Genomic DNA, 19,057 nt, shown 5'->3' on the forward strand with positions numbered 1-19,057 from the left:
GAGGAGTACTCGCTGTGGAAAGCCGCAAATCCGAAGCCCCTACGCTGGATCTTGCCCCACCGCTCGAAAAGAGCTGGCTGGAGCGGATTTTCAAACTCAAGCAACACGGCAGCACCGTCAAGACCGAGCTGATCGCCGGGGTGACCACCTTCATCACCATGGCCTACATCATCTTCGTCAACCCCAACATCATGGCCGACGCCGGCATCGACCATGGTGCCGCCTTCGTCGCCACCTGCATCGCCGCCGCGCTGGGCTGCCTGCTGATGGGCCTGTACGCCAACTGGCCGGTAGGCTTGGCACCGGGCATGGGCCTCAACGCCTTCTTCACCTACACCGTGGTCGGCACCATGGGCTACAACTGGGAAACCGCGCTGGGGGCCGTGTTCGTCTCCGGCGTTCTGTTCATGTTCCTGACCTTGTCGAAAGTGCGCGAATGGTTGCTCAACAGCATCCCGGTCAGCCTGCGCCATGCCATGGGGGCCGGCGTCGGATTGTTTCTCGGGCTGATCGGCCTGAAAACCGCCGGCATCATCGTCGATAGCCCCGCTACGCTGATCAAGCTGGGCTCGCTGCATGAGCCGGGGCCACTGCTGGCGGCCATGTGCTTCCTGCTGATCGCCATCCTCAGCTACAAGCGGGTGTTCGGTGCGATCCTGATCAGCATCATCGGCGTCACCCTGGCGGGCTGGGGCCTGGGCCTGGTCAAGTTTGGCGGGGTGATGTCGATGCCGCCGAGCCTGGCACCGACTTGGATGGCCATGGACGTTGCCGGTGTGTTCAACGTCAGCATGATCAGCGTGGTACTGGCCTTCCTGTTCGTGCACATGTTCGACACCGCCGGCACGCTGATGGGCGTGGCCCAGCGGGCCAACCTAGTGGCGCCGGATGGCCGCATCGAGAACCTGTCACGGGCGCTGAAGGCTGACAGTGCGTCAAGCGTGTTTGGCGCGGTAGTGGGTGTGCCGCCAGTGACCAGCTATGTGGAAAGTGCTGCTGGCGTAGCCGCAGGCGGTCGCACCGGCCTGACAGCGGTGGTGGTCGGCCTGCTGTTCGTCGCAGCGATGTTCTTCGCCCCGCTGGCCGGGATGATTCCGGCCTACGCGACTGCTGGCGCGCTGATCTACGTGGCGATGCTGATGATGGGCAGCATGGCGCACATTCATTGGGATGAAGCCACCGACAGCATTCCGGCGATCGTCACGGTGATCATGATGCCGCTGACCTTCTCGGTTGCCGATGGTATTGCCCTGGGCTTTATCAGCTATGTGGCGCTGAAGGCGGGTACCGGCAAGTACAAGGAAATCTCGGCCAGCCTGTGGGTGCTGTGCGCGATCTTCATTGCCAAGTTTGTGTTCCTCTGAGCCCAACCGCATGAACAAAGGGCGCTTAGGCGCCCCTTGTCAATGCCTCATGCTGCACTGATTGCTCGGGTAAGATGCTGAACGCGAACGACGTGCAGCCACCCCCCTCTCAGGGATCAAGATCAAAGTTGCTGCGCACGAGCGATACTTCAATACCCAGCGCATTCACGTGTTCCTCTACGGAATACAGGGTCTCGAAGCCAGGTTGAAAGTGGCCAGAATGGTTATTAAGAGAAATATCTCCGTTTGTGTCTTTAATGACATAACCTGCGCCGATAACTATCTCGCCAAGGCCTTTTTTGCCATAGCCAAGCCCCGAGAATTCACCGAGACTGCCGTGACTAGGCATCGTTTCGTCGTCCATACCACTGAAAACCACGAGCTTTCTCTCAGTTGTGTAGACAAACTTGTGCAATTTTGAAGGATTGAGCATAGAGAAGCCGACCTCGCTTTGCACAACCCTATATGTGATCCTGCCAGCCTTCACCTCTCGCATCGCGTACGACATCTCATTGCCAAGATTCCAGGACTGATTGTTCGTTAGTTGCCCTTGCTGAGAAGGCGATATGAAACGACTCGCTGCCTGAGTCACCAAACGACTCATCGTCTGAACTGCATTCTTGAAAAAAGTCCATTTCCCATTAGGATCCTGCCCATTGACAGGATCATTCAGGCAATAGGCATAGGCGTTGATACCGCCTTTGAGAAAAGGGCTCAAGGTGTCTGGGCTGATAAATCGCATCAAACGAGGGTTGTATATTCGGTGCCCATTTCCGAGCGCGTAGCCTTCCAGCGCAGCATGAAAAAACTGGCCATTGAAGCCCAATGCTCCGGCTGGCGCCGTTTTGGTGCTTCGGTAACCATAGGGCGTATACACATTTCTTGCGTCCATCAGACCAGACCCTCAAATGCGCCGGAAAAACCGATCATCTCAAGCACAGTTGTAAGAAACTACTGACAAAAATATCAGTCACTCAGTTGGTTCCAGCTGGGAATTTGAAAAACAGCAGACGAAAAAAAGCCCGCCAGTGTGAGAGCGGGCCAAAGGACCTACGAAGATTCTTCTAGCGACCAACTAGCTTCCACGATAGGTCGAATAGCTGTACGGCGAGATCAGCAGCGGCACGTGGTAGTGCTCTTGCGCCTCGTCGATGCCAAAACGCAGCACGACAACATCCAGGAACGCCTGGGCCGGCAGCTGCACGCCACGGGCGCGGTAGTAGTCGCCAGCGCTGAACTGCAGCTGGTAAACGCCGGTACGGTAGTCGTCACCCTGCAACAGTGGCGCGTCGACGCGGCCATCGCTGTTGGTCAGGGCGGTATTAACCAGCTCCAGCTGCTGGCCTTCGACACGGTACAGCTCGACCTTGATCGAGCTGCCCGGGCAGCCATGCGCGGCATCCAGTACGTGTGTGGTCAAACGTCCCATTGCTTGTCGCCTCTTGTTCAATCTGTGGGCAAAAAATACACGGCCATCAACACGGCATAGGGCCTGCGATGTGCGGGAATGACGCCATTAAGACATTCCATCGCAAAATTGTACACAATTTTTTGAGCCCTTCTGTCGCACCCCGCGATTCTTGCCCAGAAACGACCCATCGGTCGCAAATACAGGGCCGGTGCCGACCCTAATGTCATTAGCTGACCAATCAGGCAGGTTTCTTGCACTGTTTTTCCAGGCCCCTGCGAGGCGACAAAAGGGAAGAAATGCGGAAAAACAGGCTTACAAAAGAATTCAGAAGTTGTATACAATCAGCCCATCCGGTGGTGCGACATACCGACGCGGCCCGCCCACCACCCGCACTAACGCACAAGAAGGAAGACTGCAGTGAGCGCTGACTACCCTCGCGACCTGATCGGTTACGGCAACAACCCTCCTCACCCGCAATGGCCGGGCAACGCTCGCATCGCGCTGTCTTTCGTCCTCAACTACGAAGAAGGTGGCGAACGCAACATCCTGCACGGTGACAAGGAATCCGAAGCCTTCCTGTCCGAGATGGTCGCTGCCCAGCCACTGCAGGGCGCACGCAACATGAGCATGGAGTCGCTGTACGAATACGGCAGCCGTGCCGGCGTATGGCGGCTGCTGAAGCTTTTCAAGGACAGCGGTGTGCCGCTGACCATCTTCGCCGTGGCCATGGCTGCCCAGCGCCACCCCGACGTGATCCGTGCCATGGCCGCAGCCGGCCACGAAATCTGCAGCCACGGCTACCGCTGGATCGACTACCAGAACATGGACGAGGCCCAGGAGCGCGAGCACATGCTCGAGGCCATCCGCATCCTCACCGAACTCACCGGCGAACGCCCGCTGGGCTGGTACACCGGCCGCACCGGCCCGAACACCCGCCGCTTGGTGATGGAGGAAGGTGGCTTCCTCTATGACAGCGACACCTACGACGACGACCTGCCCTACTGGGAGCCGAACAACCCGACCGGCAAGCCGCACCTGGTGATCCCCTACACCCTCGACACCAACGACATGCGCTTCACCCAGGTACAAGGCTTCAACTGCGGCGAGCAGTTCTTCCAGTACCTGAAGGACGCTTTCGACGTGCTGTACGCCGAAGGCGCCGAAGCACCGAAAATGCTCTCCATCGGCCTGCACTGCCGCCTGGTCGGCCGCCCGGCGCGCCTGGCCGCACTGAAGCGCTTCGTCGACTACGCAAAAAGCCATGACCAGGTCTGGTTCGCCCGTCGCGTGGACATCGCCCGCCACTGGCACACCACCCACCCGTACAAGAAAGAGAACGCCTGATGACCGCCTTCAACACCCTCAAGCCATCCACCCTGGGCCGTGACGCCTTCGTCAAGGCTTTCGCCGACATCTACGAGCACTCGCCGTGGGTTGCCGAAAAGGCCTACGACCTGGGCCAACTGGGCGAACTGGACGAGATCGAGGCGCTGCACCAGCGCATGAGCGACATCCTGCTCAGCGCCAACCACGCTGACCAACTGGCGCTGATCAACGCTCACCCGGACCTGGCAGGCAAGGCCGCCGTGCAGGGCGAGCTGACCGAATCGAGCACCAACGAACAGGCCGGCGCCGGTATTCACCAGTGCACCGCCGAAGAATTCGCCCGTTTCACTGAACTGAACGACGCCTACAAGGCCAAGTTCCAGTTCCCGTTCATCATGGCGGTCAAAGGCAGCAATCGGCACCAGATCCTCGCCTCCTTCGAAAAACGCATCCACAACGACACCGATGCCGAATTCAAGGAAGCCCTGGCGCAGATCAACCTGATCGCCCTGTTCCGCCTGCTGCAACTGTAAGCAACAGCCGAACCTATTTCAGTACAACGAACATATAAGAGAGACCCGCATGCGCACCCTAGTGATCGAGCCCCTGACCAAAGAAGCCTTCGCCCAATTCGGAGACGTGATCGAAACCGACGGCAGCGATCACTTCATGATCAACAACGGCTCGACCATGCGCTTTCACAAGCTCGCCGCGGTGGAAACCGCCGAGCCTGAAGACAAGGCGATCATCAGCATCTTCCGCGCCGACGCGCAGGACATGCCGCTGACCGTGCGCATGCTGGAACGCCATCCGCTGGGCAGCCAGGCTTTCATCCCGCTGCTCGGCAACCCCTTTCTGATCGTGGTCGCGCCGGTTGGCGATGCACCTGTATCAGGCTTGGTCCGTGCCTTCCGTAGTAACGGCAGGCAGGGCGTCAATTACCATCGCGGCGTGTGGCACCACCCGGTGCTGACGATCGAAAAGCGGGATGATTTCCTGGTGGTTGATCGCAGTGGTTCTGGCAACAACTGCGATGAGCATTACTTCACCGAGGAACAGATGCTGATCCTCAATCCCCACCAATAAGAAAAGGTCGGTCATCGTTTGCGGTGATCGGCAGAGGTACATACTGTGGAAGCACACCTTCACGAATGGCTGAACCTGAGCATTCGCTGGGTTCACATGATCACCGGTGTCGCCTGGATCGGTGCATCGTTCTACTTCGTCTGGCTGGAGAACCACCTGAACCGAAGCAACCCGCGCGATGGGTTGTCGGGTGATCTCTGGGCAATTCACGGCGGTGGTATCTACCACCTGGAGAAATACAAACTCGCACCACCGAAAATGCCCGAGAACCTGCACTGGTTCAAATGGGAAGCCTACTTCACCTGGATGTCCGGTATCGCCCTGCTGTGCGTGGTGTTCTACTGGAACCCGGCTTTGTACCTGCTGGCCCCTGGCAGCACCCTGAGCGGTGCCGAAGGCGTGGCCATCGGCATCGGCTCGCTGATCGCTGGCTGGTTCATCTACGACTTCCTGTGCGACTCGCCCCTGGGCAAGAAGCCAGCGCTGCTCGGCGGTGTGCTGTTCGTGCTGATCATTGCCGCGTGCTGGGGCTTCAGCCTGGTGTTCAGCGGCCGTGGTGCGTACCTGCACACCGGCGCGATCATCGGCACCATCATGGTCGGCAACGTGTTCCGCATCATCATGCCGGCCCAGCGCCAGCTGGTGGCGGCGATCGAGAACAACCAGACGCCTGACCCGGTACTGCCGGCCAAGGGCCTGCTGCGCTCGCGCCACAACAACTACTTCACCCTGCCGGTGCTGTTCATCATGATCAGCAACCATTTCCCGAGCACCTACGGTAGCCAGTACAACTGGCTGATCCTGGCTGGCATCGCAGTAGCCGCGGTTCTGATCCGCCACTACTTCAACACCCGCCACGACAGCAACAAGTACGCCTGGACCCTGCCGGTCGGCGCCCTGGCAATGATCTGCCTGGCCTATGTCACCGGTCCGAAACCGATGGCCGTAAGCCCTGAGCAGGCCGCAGCGAAGGTCGAGTACCAGCCGCTGCCGGCTACCGCTGTAGGTGGCAAGACCGCTGCCGAGCAGCGCGCCGAGGACGCCGCCAAGGCTGCCGAAGCGCCGGCCGCACCCGCGCAAGCCCCTGCCCAGGCCACGGCCCAGGCTGGCGGTGACGCTTTTGACAAGATCCACAATGTCATCCAGGAACGCTGCACCGTGTGCCATTCGTCGAAACCGACCAGCCCACTGTTCAGCGCCGCCCCTGCCGGCGTGATGTTCGACACCCCGCAGCAGATCCAGGCCCAGGCCGCGCGCATTCAAGCGCAAGCGGTCGCCAGCCAGATCATGCCGCTGGGCAACATCACCCAGATGACCACCGAAGAGCGCAAGCTCGTCGGCGACTGGATCGCCAAAGGCGCCCCGGTCAACTGAAACACAATTGTCGGGATGACACCGCCCCCCCCTGTGGGAGCGGGTTCACCCGCGAAGAGGCCGGCATGCCCGGCCTCTGTTTCAAGAGATACGCAACAAGCAAGCATCGAGCGTTCAGCCTCAAGCGGGAACCCCAGGCTCTCTTAACCGGGAGCCTGCCGCTTGAGGCCGGCGCTTGGATCCGAGAATAAAAACAAAACTCGAGGTGCTGCATGTCCGAGTCACGCAAGGCGTACATCCCTATTGCGCCGCCGCGAGAGCCTCTGCCCTTGTTCCAACTGATCCTTGTTGGCCTGCAACACGTTCTGCTGATGTACGGTGGCGCGATCGCCGTGCCGCTGATCATCGGCCAGGCCGCTGGGCTGTCCCGAGAAGAAGTTGCTTTCCTGATCAACGCCGACCTGCTGGTCGCTGGCGTCGCCACCATCATCCAGTCGTTCGGTATCGGCCCGGTGGGCATCCGCATGCCGGTGATGATGGGTGCCAGTTTCGCTGCCGTCGGCAGCATGGTGGCCATGGCCGGCATGCCCGGCGTGGGCCTGCAGGGGATCTTCGGCGCGACCATCGCCGCCGGGTTCTTCGGCATGCTGATCGCGCCGTTCATGTCCAAGGTCGTACGTTTCTTCCCGCCACTGGTCACCGGCACGGTGATCACCTCGATTGGCCTGTCACTGTTCCCGGTGGCGGTCAACTGGGCCGGTGGTGGCGAAGCAGCGGCAAACTTCGGTGCGCCCATCTACCTGCTGGTGGCCAGCCTGGTGCTGGCCGTGATTCTGCTGATCAACCGCTTCATGCGCGGTTTCTGGGTCAACGTGTCGGTGCTGGTGGGCATGGGCCTGGGCTACATCCTGGCCGGCTCCATCGGCATGGTCGACCTGACTGGCCTGAATGAGGCGCCGTGGCTGCAGGTGGTAACCCCACTGCACTTCGGCATGCCGACCTTCAGCCTGGCACCGATCCTGTCCATGTGCCTGGTGGTGGTGATCATCTTCGTCGAGTCCACCGGCATGTTCCTGGCCCTGGGCAAGGTGACCGATCGCGAAGTAACCCCTGGGATGCTGCGCCGCGGCCTGCTGTGCGATGCCGGTGCATCGTTCATCGCCGGCTTCTTCAACACCTTCACCCACTCCTCGTTCGCCCAGAACATCGGGCTGGTGCAGATGACCGGGGTGCGCTGCCGCTTTGTCACCATCGTGGCCGGTGCACTGCTGATTCTGCTCAGCCTGCTGCCCAAGGCGGCCTTCCTGATTGCCTCGATCCCGCCTGCAGTACTGGGCGGCGCGTCCATCGCCATGTTCGGCATGGTCACCGCCACCGGGATCAAGATTCTTCAGGAGGCGGACATCGGCGACCGCCGCAACCAGCTGCTGGTTGCCGTGAGCGTCGGCTTCGGGTTGATCCCCGTGGTCCGTCCGGAGTTCTTTGCCCAGATGCCACAGTGGATGGAACCCATCACCCACAGTGGTATCGCCATGGCCACGGTCAGTGCCTTGGTGTTGAACGTACTGTTCAACATTCTTGGTGGTGCCGACCGCGCGGTGCACAACGAAGCCTGTCACCAGCATTGAGCCAAAAGGGGCGGCGCACTGCCGCCCCTGCCTCGACTTAGCCGTAAACGCTACACCGTCGGCCCGCCGGAATGGGCCGCCCGGGGCGCCTGCGCGCCAAAAAAACCAAACAAAAACAATAAGTCCGGGAACCACAACATGAAACGCATCACCACGTCCCTCTTGCTGGGCAGCAGCCTGCTGGCCACCCTCCCCGCCCACGCGGGCGAATGGCTGCAGTGGCATGGCGAAAGCCTGAGCTACCTGTACGGCAAGGACTTCAAGGTCAACCCCAGCATCCAGCAAACGGTGACCTTCGAGCACGCCAACAAATGGAAGTACGGCGACACCTTCATGTTCGTCGACAAGATTTTCTACAACGGCAAGCCCGACCCGGGCAAAGGCGTGACCACCTACTACGGTGAGTTCAGCCCGCGCCTGTCGTTCGGCAAGATCTTCGACCAGAAGCTCGCCTTCGGCCCGATCAAGGATGTGTTGCTGGCCATGACCTACGAGCGTGGCGAGGGCGACAACGAGGCCTACCTGATCGGCCCCGGCTTCGACCTGGACATCCCTGGCTTCAACTACTTCACCCTTAACTTCTACCTGCGCAACACCGAAGGCAGCCGCCCCGGTGACAACGTCTGGCAGATTACCCCGGCCTTTTCCTACACCATCCCGGTAGGCAAATCCGACATTCTGATCGACGGTTACATGGACTGGGTGGTGGACAACGACCAGACCCGCCGTGGCACCTACCACGCCAACCTGCAGTTCAACCCACAGGTGAAGTACGACCTGGGCAAGGCCCTGAACCTGGGCGCCAAGCAGCTGTACGTGGGCATTGAGTACAGCTACTGGAAGGACAAGTACGGCATCGACAGCAACGGCAACCTGGACAGCAACCAGAGCGTCACCAGTGCCCTGATCAAGGTGCACTTCTGATAAGTTGACCAAACGCACAGCTTTGATACACCCCGCTCCAGGACGGAGCACTTGAGGCGCGGCGCGCAAGCCAGTAATCTGCGCGCCCCCTCGATCAGGGCAGAACGGATTCTGCCTGCGTTTACTGACCGCTCAGTCAATGAATACGGGCGGTTGGCCAACGTGTTGCCAGCCTGAAAGACCCTTTTCATCCGTTCAGAACGAAGTCGAGCAGGAAGGTTTTGCCAACCCGGAAAAGTTGGCTCAACCCTTGCCAAACAGCTGTGGCCTATCGAAAAAAGCTGACTCAAAAGACAAAAAAGCGCCAACACCGAGCGCTGACAACAGATCAATCAAGGGAGCGACACTCGCAATGCGTACTATCAACAGCCTGATTCTCGCCGGCGGCCTGCTGGCCTGCGGCGCCACCCACGCCGACGACCTGCTGCAGTGGCAGAACAACAGCCTGACCTACCTGTGGGGCAAGAACTTCAAGGTCAACCCGTCGATCCAGCAAACCGTTACCTTCGAGCACGCCGATGGCTGGAAGTACGGCGACAACTTCATCTTCGTCGACAAGATCTTCTACCAGGGCCAGAAAGACGCCGGTAACGGCCCAAACACCTACTACGGTGAAATCAGCCCGCGCCTGTCGTTCGGCAAGATCTTCGACCAGAAGCTGGAACTCGGCCCGGTCAAGGACGTGCTGCTGGCGATGACCTACGAGTTTGGCGAGGGTGACACCGAGTCGTACCTGATCGGCCCTGGCTTCGACCTGGCTATCCCCGGCTTCGATTACTTCCAGCTGAACTTCTACAACCGCACCACCGACGGCAGCCGCGCTGGCGACAACGTGTGGCAGATCACCCCGGTGTGGTCGTACACCATTCCGGTCGGCGATTCCGACGTATTGATCGACGGCTTCATGGACTGGGTGGTGGACAACGACGAGAACCGTCACGGCACCTACCAGGCCAACCTGCACTTCAACCCGCAGATCAAGTACGACCTGGGCAAGGCATTGCACCTTGGCGAGAAGCAGTTGTACGTGGGTGTCGAGTACGACTACTGGAAGAACAAGTACGGCATCAAGGACAGCGATGCCTTTACCACCGACCAGAACACCATGAGTTTCCTGGTAAAAGTGCACTTCTGATGCGCTGAAACGTGACAGCGCCTTGAACTTACAATGCGCTGTCACGTCACAACATGTAAGCAATCTCCTACAACTTATTAGGATCGCTCTTACTTGAATTTAAACCTGCCTTAAAAGTCAGGACAACCACGCAAGGCAACAATACGCCCAACAGCATAAGCCCCAGTTCCACCTGCCAATGTTCAAGGACACGGAAGATGTCCAACACCAACATGACGCTACTGATCATCAATGCCAGGCCGAACATCGCGCAGCACCGGTACAACGCCTCCACGCCCGCGCCACGCTGCAGCAACCACAGCCCCACCGCCCCCCAGGCCATCACCATGCCCAAGTACAGTGCCAGGTGGTAAACATCGTAAGTCAGTACATTTCCAAACATGATTTCACCTCCCTGCCCGTAGGAAAAATCAAGGTACTTACAATAGTTGCGATATTCCACCCAACGACTGCGAATTTTTGACAAAATTTTTTCACTTTGCTATCTAGCATGCTTGCGTTCTTGTATCCAAAAAAAGAAAACAGGCCTACTTAATGCGCACGTCCCTGGCCGCCCCTTGGCGGTATCTTCTGCTAGTTTGCTCACTATGGTTCGGCATCTTCCTGCTGACCCGTCTGGTATTGCTGGTCACCCACCTGGATGAAGTCCAAGGCGGGTACTTCTCGTTGTTCTTCAGTGGTGCCTTGTACGACCTGAGCTTCCTCACCTATGCCGCCCTGCCGCTGGGGCTGTACCTGGCGTTGTGCCCGGCCGCGCTGTGGCGCACACGCCTGCATCGCCGGCTGATGGGCGGGGTGCTGATCGTCAGCCTGTTCGTGATGCTCTTCGTCGCGGTGGCCGAGTGGCTGTTCTGGGACGAATTCGGGGTTCGCTTCAACTTCATCGCGGTCGACTACCTGGTGTATTCCAAGGAAGTACTGGACAACATTCGCGAGTCCTACCCGCTGCCGACACTGCTGGGCAGCATCGCCGTGGTTGCCGTGCTGCTTGCCGTGATCCTGCGCAAACCCCTGGCCCAGGTGTTTGCCGCGCCCAGCGCTAACCTGCACCAGCGCCTTGGCGGCATTGCGCTGCTGGCGGTACTGGGCGGGCTGAGTGTGCTGCTGGTCGACCAGCAGTTCCCCCGCGGCCAAGGCGGCAACGCTTACCAACGCGAACTGGCGAGCAACGGTCCGTACCAGTTCTTTGCCGCGTTCCGTAACAACGAACTCGATTACACCCAGTTCTACGCCAGCCTCGACGCTGCCGAAGCCGGTGCGCAGATGCACCAGGAACTGGCCGAGCCCAATGCGACGTTCCAGGCCAGCGAGCCCGAGGATATCCGCCGCCACATCACGGCCAGCGGCGAGCCACGCAAGCCGAACATCATCCTGGTCACCATCGAGAGCTTCAGCGCCAAGTACATGGGCAGCAACGGCGATGCGCGCAACCTCACGCCCAACCTGGACGTGCTGCGCCAGCAGAGCCTGTACTTCAACAATTTCTACGCCACCGGCACCCGTACCGACCGCGGCCTGGAAGCCATCACTCTGTCGATCCCGCCCACCCCGGGCCGCTCCATCGTCAAACGCATCGGCCGCGAAAGTGGCTATGGCAGCCTCGGCCAGCAATTGAAAGCGGTCGGCTATGACGCAGTATTCGTCTATGGCGGGCGCGGCTACTTCGACAACATGAACGCCTTCTTCAGTGGCAACGGCTACCGCATCGTCGACCAGAGCAGCGTGGACGAAAGCGAAATCAGCTTCAAGAACGCCTGGGGCATGGCCGATGAGGACCTGTACCGCCAGGCCCTGAAGCTGGCCGATGCCGACCATGCCAAGCAGCAGCCGTTCCTGCTGCAGCTGATGACCACCTCCAACCACCGCCCCTACACCTACCCGGACGGCCGTATCGACATTCCATCGGGTGACGGCCGCGAAGGCGCGGTGAAGTACACCGACCACGCCATCGCGCAGTTCCTGCAGGAAGCCAAAGACAGGCCGTGGTTCGACAACACCCTGTTCGTCTTCGTCGCCGACCACACCGCCGGTAGCGCGGGCGTGGAAGACCTGCCGGTGAGCAATTACCAGATTCCGCTGTGGATCTACGCACCCAAGCTGATCGCGCCCCGCGAGGATGCGCAACTGGCCAGCCAGATCGACCTTGCCCCCACCCTGCTCGGCCTGCTGAACCTGAGCTACACCTCGACCTTCTTTGGCCGCGACCTGCTGCGCGAAAAGTCCCTGCCGCCACGGGTACTGATCGGCAACTACCAGCACCTGGGGTTGTTCGACGGCAAGGACCTGGCCATCCTCAGCCCACGCGGCGGCATGCGCGTGCATGAAGACGCACTGGGTAACAGCCGGGAAACGAGCGTGGGCAGTGACAACCCGCTGGTACGTCGGGCGATTGCCTACTACCAGAGTGCTGCCAACGACTTCAGCAAAGGCCTGCTGGCCTGGAAGCCGCAAGAGCAAGGTGCGGTGGCTGAACACTGAACCTGTGGCAGCGACAACGCGGTGCATGGCACCGGCTTCGCCGGTGTTCGCGGGCTTGCCCGCTCCCACAGGTACTGCACAGGTCATGAGGTGGTGGAAATCCTGTGGGAGCGGGTTTACCCGCGAACCGGGGCAAAGCCCCGGCCAAACAACTCAGGTAGCCGGCCGTAACGCCCGCCACAACTTCCCGACTACCGCCACCACCGCCAGCACCACGGCACCGGCCACCACCCCGGCCACACCGTTGAGCAGCGCCCCGGTCAGCGCCCCTCCGCGCCCTTCGCTGAACGCCTCGATGGCGTGATGCAGGGGCGCAATGCCGTGTACCAGGATCCCGCCACCGACCAGGAACATGGCCGCGGTACCAATCACCGACAGGCTCTTCATCAGGTACGGTGCGGCCCGCAGGATGCCATTGCCGACCACCTGGGCCAGGCGCGATGCCTTTTGGCTCATCCACAGCCCCAGGTCATCCAGCTTGACGATGCCACCCACCAGGCCGTAAACGCCGATGGTCATGACAATCGCAATGCCCGACAGCACGATAATCTGCTGGGTCAGCGGCGCATCGGCCACGGTACCCAGGGTAATGGCGATGATTTCCGCCGACAGGATGAAGTCAGTGCGCACAGCGCCCTTGATCTTGGTTTTCTCAAAGGCCACCAGGTCGACATTGGCATCGGCCACGGCCTCCTTGCGCGCTTCGTGCTCGGCGTCATCCTCGGCCTTGCTGTGCAGGAATTTGTGCGCCAGCTTCTCGAAGCCCTCGAAGCACAGGTAAGCACCACCCAGCATCAGCAGCGGCGTCACCGCCCAGGGGATGAATGCACTGATCAGCAGCGCCGCCGGCACCAGGATGGCCTTGTTTACCATCGAGCCCTTGGCCACCGCCCACACCACCGGAATCTCGCGCTCGGCACGCACGCCGCTGACCTGCTGGGCGTTCAATGCCAGGTCGTCGCCCAGCACGCCTGCGGTCTTTTTCGCCGCCACCTTGGTCATCACCGAGACGTCATCGAGCACCGTGGCGATGTCGTCGATCAGTACCAGTAGACTGCTTCCTGCCATGTTTGCTTGTATCCAGATGTGTATGTGTCTCGGATTCTAGCCCAAAGCCGCTGCCTTGAGCGCCCGTCAAGCCCGGTGCTACCATGCTCGATCCCTCTTAGAGGTGGCCAGACACGAGGAAGATCCCTGACCATGAGCACCATTCGCGAGCGCAACAAGGAACTGATCCTGCGCGCGGCCAGCGAGGAATTCGCCGACAAGGGCTTCGCCGCCACCAAGACCAGCGATATCGCGGCCAAGGCCGGCCTGCCCAAGCCGAACGTGTATTACTACTTCAAATCCAAGGACAACCTCTACCGCGAGGTCCTGGAAAGCATCATCGCGCCGATCATGCAGGCTTCCACGCCGTTCAATGCCGACGGCGACCCAAAGGAAGTGCTAAGTGCGTACATTCGCTCGAAAATCCGCATTTCGCGTGACCTGCCGCATGCCTCCAAGGTGTTCGCCAGCGAGATCATGCACGGCGCCCCGCACTTGTCGCCGAACCAGGTGGCACAGCTGAACGAACAGGCCCGGCACAATATCGAGTGCATCCAGCGCTGGATCGACCGCGGGCAGATCGCCCATGTGGATGCGCACCACCTGATGTTCAGCATCTGGGCGGCGACCCAGACCTATGCGGATTTTGACTGGCAGATTTCTGCTGTGACGGGCAAGGCCAAGCTGGCTGACAGTGATTATGACGCGGCGGCCGAAACCATCATCCGCATGGTGCTCAAGGGCTGTGAGCCCGAGGTAGCCTGAACCTCGGCGTTGGCTTCTTCGCGGGTAAACCCGCTCCCACAGTGACTCCACAAGCTTCAGGTCTGTGGTAATCCTTGTGGGAGCGGGTTTACCCGCGAATAGGCCAGAACAGGCAATGAAGACTTAAGCCGCTACACCGGCATCCGCCCGCAACCCCACCTCCTCAATCGCACTGATCGCACACTGCTCGTCAATATCCGACGTATCCCCGCTGATCCCTACAGCACCCAGCACCTTGCCGTCCTGATCACGAATCAGCACGCCTCCTGGCGCCGGCACCACCGGCCGCTCCCCCATCCCGTTCAGCGCGGCAAAAAACGCCGGCCGCTGCTGTGCATCCAGCGCCAGCAGGCGCGAGCCCTTGCCCAGGGCAATCGCGCCCCAGGCCTTGCCGGTGGCCACTTCCGGGCGAATCAGGCTGGCGCCGTCCTCGCGCTGCAGCGCCAGCAGGTGCCCGCCAGCATCGAGCACGGCCACGGTCAGTGGCGCTGCATTGATCTTGCGGCCCGCCGCCAGCGCGGCATTCACCAGGCTGACAGCAACTTTCAGGTTCAAAGCGTTCATGGAAAGGTCCTCTTCTTGTTGTGAGAAGCCCTGAGGGCAGGTGAAAACCGATAAGCCAATAGAACACAACTGAATCTATTTTTGTATACAATAAATTGAAACGATCGTATGCGATGCCGCAAACCACCGTTTTCACGGGTGCTTGAACGAAACCGACCTCACCCGACGAAAACCCGTTGACCTGAGCGGCCAGCCGTGAATACACTCTGTCGCAAAGCAAGTTGTATACAATTACAAAATCAAAGAGGCACAAACCATGAGCAAAATGAGAGCAATCGATGCAGCCGTTCTGGTCATGCGCCGTGAAGGTGTAGATACCGCATTCGGCATCCCAGGGGCTGCCATCAACCCGCTGTACTCGGCCCTGAAGAAAGTCGGTGGCATCGATCACGTCCTCGCTCGTCACGTCGAAGGCGCCTCGCACATGGCCGAGGGTTACACCCGTGCCAACCCAGGCAATATCGGCGTGTGCATCGGTACCTCCGGCCCAGCCGGCACCGACATGGTCACCGGCCTGTACAGCGCCTCGGCCGACTCCATCCCGATCCTGTGCATCACTGGCCAGGCCCCACGTGCCCGCCTGCACAAGGAAGACTTCCAGGCTGTCGACATCACCAGCATCGTCAAGCCGGTCACCAAGTGGGCGACCACCGTTCTGGAGCCAGGCCAGGTGCCTTACGCCTTCCAGAAGGCCTTCTATGAAATGCGCACCGGCCGCCCAGGCCCGGTGCTGATCGACCTGCCGTTCGACGTGCAGATGGCCGAAATCGAATTCGATATCGACGCCTACGAACCACTGGCAATCAACAAGCCGTCCGCCACCCGCGTACAGGCCGAAAAAGCCCTGGCCCTGCTCAATGACGCCGAGCGCCCATTGCTGGTAGCCGGTGGCGGCATCATCAACGCCGACGCCAGCGACAAGCTGGTCGAGTTCGCCGAACTGACCGGCGTACCGGTGATCCCGACCCTGATGGGCTGGGGCACCATCCCGGACGACCACGCACAGATGGTCGGCATGGTCGGCCTGCAGACTTCACACCGCTACGGCAACGCCACCCTGCTGAAATCCGACCTGGTGTTCGGTATCGGTAACCGCTGGGCCAACCGCCACACCGGTTCCGTCGACGTCTACACCGAAGGCCGCAAATTCGTCCACGTAGACATCGAACCGACCCAGATCGGCCGCGTGTTCACCCCAGACCTGGGTATCGTTTCCGATGCCGGCAAGGCGCTGGACGTGTTCCTTGAAGTGGCCCGCGAGTGGAAAGCCGCCGGCAAGCTGAAAGACCGTGCTGCCTGGCTGGAAGACTGCCAACAGCGCAAGGCCAGCCTGCAGCGCAAGACCCACTTCGACAACGTGCCGGTCAAGCCGCAGCGCGTGTACGAAGAAATGAACCAGGTATTTGGCAAGGACACCTGCTACGTCAGCACCATCGGCCTGTCGCAGATTGCCGGCGCGCAGTTCCTGCACGTGTACAAGCCTCGCCACTGGATCAACTGCGGCCAGGCCGGCCCGCTGGGCTGGACCATCCCTGCGGCACTGGGCGTTGTGAAGGCAGATCCAAAGCGCAAGGTTGTCGCGCTGTCGGGTGACTACGACTTCCAGTTCATGATCGAAGAACTGGCAGTGGGCGCGCAGTTCAACCTGCCATACGTCCATGTGCTGGTGAACAACGCCTACCTGGGCCTGATCCGTCAGGCGCAGCGTGGCTTCGACATGGATTACTGTGTACAACTGGCGTTCGAGAACATCAACTCGACTGACGCTGCCACCTACGGTGTCGACCACGTTGCCGTGGTCGAAGGCCTGGGCTGCAAGGCCATCCGTGTGTTCGAGCCGGCAGAAATCGCCCCTGCCCTGCTCAAGGCACAGAAAATGGCCGAAGAGTTCCGCGTGCCGGTAGTGGTCGAAGTCATTCTCGAGCGTGTGACCAACATTTCCATGGGCACCGAGATCAACGCGGTCAACGAGTTCGAAGACCTGGCCCTGGTCGGCAACGACGCGCCAACCGCCATCTCGATGCTGGACTGATCGCCTGACGCCCCCGTGCTGCCCCATACCTGAGGGCGCCGGGGGCCTTCAACGCTAGGAGACACAACATGCCTCGCTTCGCTGCCAACCTGTCCATGCTGTTCACCGAACAGGACTTCCTGGCCCGCTTCAAGGCTGCCGCCGATGCTGGTTTCAGCGGCGTCGAATACCTGTTCCCGTACGACTTCAGCGCTGCAGAAATCAAGCAGCAGCTGGACGCCAACGGCCTGACCCAGGTGCTGTTCAACCTGCCTGCGGGTGATTGGGCCAAGGGTGAGCGCGGCATCACCTGCCACCCCGACCGCGTCGAAGAGTTCCGCGCCGGTGTCGACAAGGCCATCGAATACGCCAAGGTGCTGGGCAACACCCAGGTCAACGCCCTGGCCGGCATTCGCCCGCAAGGCCTGCAGTGCGCCGACGTACGCAAGACCTTCGTCGACAACCTCAAGTATGCCGCTGACAAACTGAAAGCCGCCGGGATCCGCCTGGTCATGGAAATGATCAACACCCGCGACATCCCCGGCTTCTACCTGAACACCACCCAGCAGGCCCTGGAAATCCAGGCCGAAGTGGGCAGCGACAACCTGTTCCTGCAGTACGATATCTACCACATGCAGATCATGGAAGGTGACCTGGCTCGCACCATGGAAGCCAACCTGAAGTTGATCAACCACATCCAGCTGGCCGACAACCCCGGCCGCAACGAGCCAGGCACCGGCGAGATCAACTACCGCTTCCTGTTCGAACACCTGGACCGCATTGGCTACCAGGGCTGGGTGGGCGCGGAGTACAAGCCGCTGACCACCACCGAAGCAGGCCTGGGCTGGCTGAAGACCCATAACGCAATCTAAGGGCCAAGCATAAGCCCCAGGGAAACACCAGACACTGTGGGAGCGGGTTTACCCGCGAACACCGGCAAAGCCGGTGCCACCCACCGCAGTGTCTGCTTCGCGGGTGAACCCGCTCCCACAAGGGGCCTGCACCGCCTGTTCCATCGAGATTCAACAAATACAACGAGGTAATCTCTCATGGCTAAAATCGGTTTCATCGGCACCGGCATCATGGGCAAGCCCATGGCCCAGAACCTGCAAAAAGCAGGTCACAGCCTGTTCGTTTCCACCCACCACGACGCCGCGCCAGCCGACCTGATCGCCGCCGGTGCAGTGGCCCTGGCCAACCCGAAAGAAGTGGCCCAGGAAGCCGAATTCATCATCGTCATGGTCCCCGACACCCCACAGGTCGAAGCCGTCCTGTTCGGTGAAAACGGCGTGGCCGAAGGCGTTGGCCCGAACAAGGTGGTGATCGACATGAGCTCGATCTCCCCTACCGCCACCAAAGTGTTCGCCGAGAAAATCAAGGCCACCGGCGCTGCCTACCTGGACGCCCCGGTGTCCGGCGGTGAAGTCGGTGCCAAGGCCGCGACCCTGAGCATCATGGTCGGTGGCTGCCCGAAAGCCTTCGAACGCACCCTGCCGCTGTTCGAGGCCATGGGCAAGAACATCACCCGCGTGGGTGGCAACGGTGACGGCCAGACCGCCAAGGTCGCCAACCAGATCATCGTCGCCCTGAACATCCAGGCCGTCAGCGAAGCACTGCTGTTCGCCGCCAAGAACGGCGCGGATCCTGCCAAGGTGCGTGAAGCACTGATGGGCGGCTTCGCCTCGTCGAAAATCCTTGAAGTGCATGCCGAGCGCATGATCAAGGGCACCTTCGACCCAGGTTTCCGCATCAACCTGCACCAGAAGGACCTGAACCTGGCCCTGCAAGGCGCCAAGGAACTGGGCATCAACCTGCCCAACACCTCCAACGCCCAGCAAGTGTTCAACACTTGCCAGGCCCTGGGCGGCGGCAACTGGGACCACTCGGCGCTGATCAAAGGCCTGGAGCACATGGCCAACTTCTCGATCCGCGGCGACAAGTGATCTTGATGTAACCCTCAAAGGCCTCTTCGCGGGTGAACCCGCTCCCACAGGTACTCCACAG

Annotated in this window: 18 protein-coding genes; 13 read left to right on the forward strand and 5 right to left on the reverse strand. The window is 60.5% G+C overall.

Annotation, left to right across the window (positions count from 1 at the left end; all coding sequences use genetic code 11):
- The first annotated feature begins 14 nt into the window (after positions 1-14).
- Entirely contained in the window at positions 15-1,364 is a 1,350-nt protein-coding gene (locus ACIP1G_RS25410; RefSeq protein ID WP_400741911.1) for an NCS2 family permease, read from the forward strand.
- Between the two features lie 109 nt (positions 1,365-1,473).
- On the opposite strand, the gene ACIP1G_RS25415 is transcribed toward ACIP1G_RS25410, so the two are convergent.
- On the reverse strand, positions 1,474-2,256 hold the full coding sequence (locus ACIP1G_RS25415) for an RHS repeat-associated core domain-containing protein (RefSeq protein ID WP_400741914.1): 783 nt from the start codon (positions 2,254-2,256) through the stop codon (positions 1,474-1,476).
- 183 nt (positions 2,257-2,439) lie between these two features.
- Positions 2,440-2,793 (reverse strand): hydroxyisourate hydrolase, encoded by a 354-nt coding sequence (gene uraH, locus ACIP1G_RS25420; RefSeq protein ID WP_198749790.1) that lies wholly within the window; start codon positions 2,791-2,793, stop codon positions 2,440-2,442.
- A gap of 399 nt (positions 2,794-3,192) precedes the next feature.
- Between uraH and puuE the strand changes: the two genes are divergently transcribed.
- From puuE to ACIP1G_RS25455, 7 genes are all read left to right on the forward strand, one after another.
- Positions 3,193-4,119 (forward strand): allantoinase PuuE, encoded by a 927-nt coding sequence (gene puuE / locus ACIP1G_RS25425; protein ID WP_400741917.1) that lies wholly within the window; start codon positions 3,193-3,195, stop codon positions 4,117-4,119.
- Positions 4,119-4,634, forward strand: coding sequence for a 2-oxo-4-hydroxy-4-carboxy-5-ureidoimidazoline decarboxylase (uraD, locus tag ACIP1G_RS25430; RefSeq protein WP_400741920.1), 516 nt, complete (start codon positions 4,119-4,121; stop codon positions 4,632-4,634). The genes puuE and uraD overlap by 1 nt, the downstream gene beginning before the upstream one ends.
- Before the next feature lie 49 nt (positions 4,635-4,683).
- On the forward strand, positions 4,684-5,187 hold the full coding sequence (locus tag ACIP1G_RS25435) for an ureidoglycolate lyase (protein WP_346645350.1): 504 nt from the start codon (positions 4,684-4,686) through the stop codon (positions 5,185-5,187).
- Positions 5,188-5,232: 45 nt separating this feature from the next.
- Complete coding sequence (locus ACIP1G_RS25440) at positions 5,233-6,561, forward strand: urate hydroxylase PuuD (RefSeq protein ID WP_400741922.1); 1,329 nt, start codon at positions 5,233-5,235, stop codon at positions 6,559-6,561.
- A 212-nt stretch (positions 6,562-6,773) separates the two neighbouring features.
- Positions 6,774-8,129 carry a nucleobase:cation symporter-2 family protein gene (locus ACIP1G_RS25445; protein WP_400741924.1) on the forward strand — a complete coding sequence of 452 codons (1,356 nt, stop codon included), beginning with the start codon at positions 6,774-6,776 and terminating at the stop codon, positions 8,127-8,129.
- Between the two features lie 138 nt (positions 8,130-8,267).
- Positions 8,268-9,053 carry an outer membrane protein OmpK gene (locus ACIP1G_RS25450; RefSeq protein ID WP_400741926.1) on the forward strand — a complete coding sequence of 262 codons (786 nt, stop codon included), beginning with the start codon at positions 8,268-8,270 and terminating at the stop codon, positions 9,051-9,053.
- Between the two features lie 352 nt (positions 9,054-9,405).
- The gene (locus ACIP1G_RS25455) at positions 9,406-10,188 is read left to right on the forward strand and encodes an outer membrane protein OmpK (protein WP_400741928.1); all 783 of its coding nucleotides are present in this window, start codon (positions 9,406-9,408) and stop codon (positions 10,186-10,188) included.
- Positions 10,189-10,255: 67 nt separating this feature from the next.
- Here the strand turns inward: ACIP1G_RS25455 and ACIP1G_RS25460 are convergent, their stop codons facing one another.
- Positions 10,256-10,570, reverse strand: coding sequence for a hypothetical protein (locus ACIP1G_RS25460; protein ID WP_400741930.1), 315 nt, complete (start codon positions 10,568-10,570; stop codon positions 10,256-10,258).
- 152 nt (positions 10,571-10,722) lie between these two features.
- Here ACIP1G_RS25460 and ACIP1G_RS25465 point away from each other — a divergent pair, with 152 nt between their 5' ends.
- The gene (locus ACIP1G_RS25465; RefSeq protein ID WP_400741933.1) at positions 10,723-12,666 is read left to right on the forward strand and encodes an LTA synthase family protein; all 1,944 of its coding nucleotides are present in this window, start codon (positions 10,723-10,725) and stop codon (positions 12,664-12,666) included.
- Positions 12,667-12,819: 153 nt separating this feature from the next.
- Here the strand turns inward: ACIP1G_RS25465 and ACIP1G_RS25470 are convergent, their stop codons facing one another.
- Positions 12,820-13,734, reverse strand: coding sequence for a DUF808 domain-containing protein (locus tag ACIP1G_RS25470; protein ID WP_400741936.1), 915 nt, complete (start codon positions 13,732-13,734; stop codon positions 12,820-12,822).
- 132 nt (positions 13,735-13,866) lie between these two features.
- Between ACIP1G_RS25470 and ACIP1G_RS25475 the strand changes: the two genes are divergently transcribed.
- Positions 13,867-14,478, forward strand: coding sequence for a TetR/AcrR family transcriptional regulator (locus tag ACIP1G_RS25475; protein WP_013973538.1), 612 nt, complete (start codon positions 13,867-13,869; stop codon positions 14,476-14,478).
- Positions 14,479-14,601: 123 nt separating this feature from the next.
- Here the strand turns inward: ACIP1G_RS25475 and ACIP1G_RS25480 are convergent, their stop codons facing one another.
- Positions 14,602-15,042 carry a heme-binding protein gene (locus ACIP1G_RS25480; protein ID WP_325980097.1) on the reverse strand — a complete coding sequence of 147 codons (441 nt, stop codon included), beginning with the start codon at positions 15,040-15,042 and terminating at the stop codon, positions 14,602-14,604.
- 256 nt (positions 15,043-15,298) lie between these two features.
- Here ACIP1G_RS25480 and gcl point away from each other — a divergent pair, with 256 nt between their 5' ends.
- The 3 genes from gcl (at position 15,299) to ACIP1G_RS25495 (ending at position 18,996) form a co-directional block, all read left to right on the forward strand.
- Entirely contained in the window at positions 15,299-17,074 is a 1,776-nt protein-coding gene (gene gcl / locus ACIP1G_RS25485; protein WP_400741939.1) for a glyoxylate carboligase, read from the forward strand.
- A gap of 68 nt (positions 17,075-17,142) precedes the next feature.
- Complete coding sequence (gene hyi, locus ACIP1G_RS25490; protein ID WP_400741942.1) at positions 17,143-17,925, forward strand: hydroxypyruvate isomerase; 783 nt, start codon at positions 17,143-17,145, stop codon at positions 17,923-17,925.
- Between the two features lie 177 nt (positions 17,926-18,102).
- Positions 18,103-18,996 (forward strand): 2-hydroxy-3-oxopropionate reductase, encoded by an 894-nt coding sequence (locus ACIP1G_RS25495; RefSeq protein ID WP_346645360.1) that lies wholly within the window; start codon positions 18,103-18,105, stop codon positions 18,994-18,996.
- Positions 18,997-19,057: the final 61 nt, after the last annotated feature.

This window comes from Pseudomonas sp. NPDC089392 (assembly GCF_044749595.1).
Lineage (GTDB): Bacteria > Pseudomonadota > Gammaproteobacteria > Pseudomonadales > Pseudomonadaceae > Aquipseudomonas.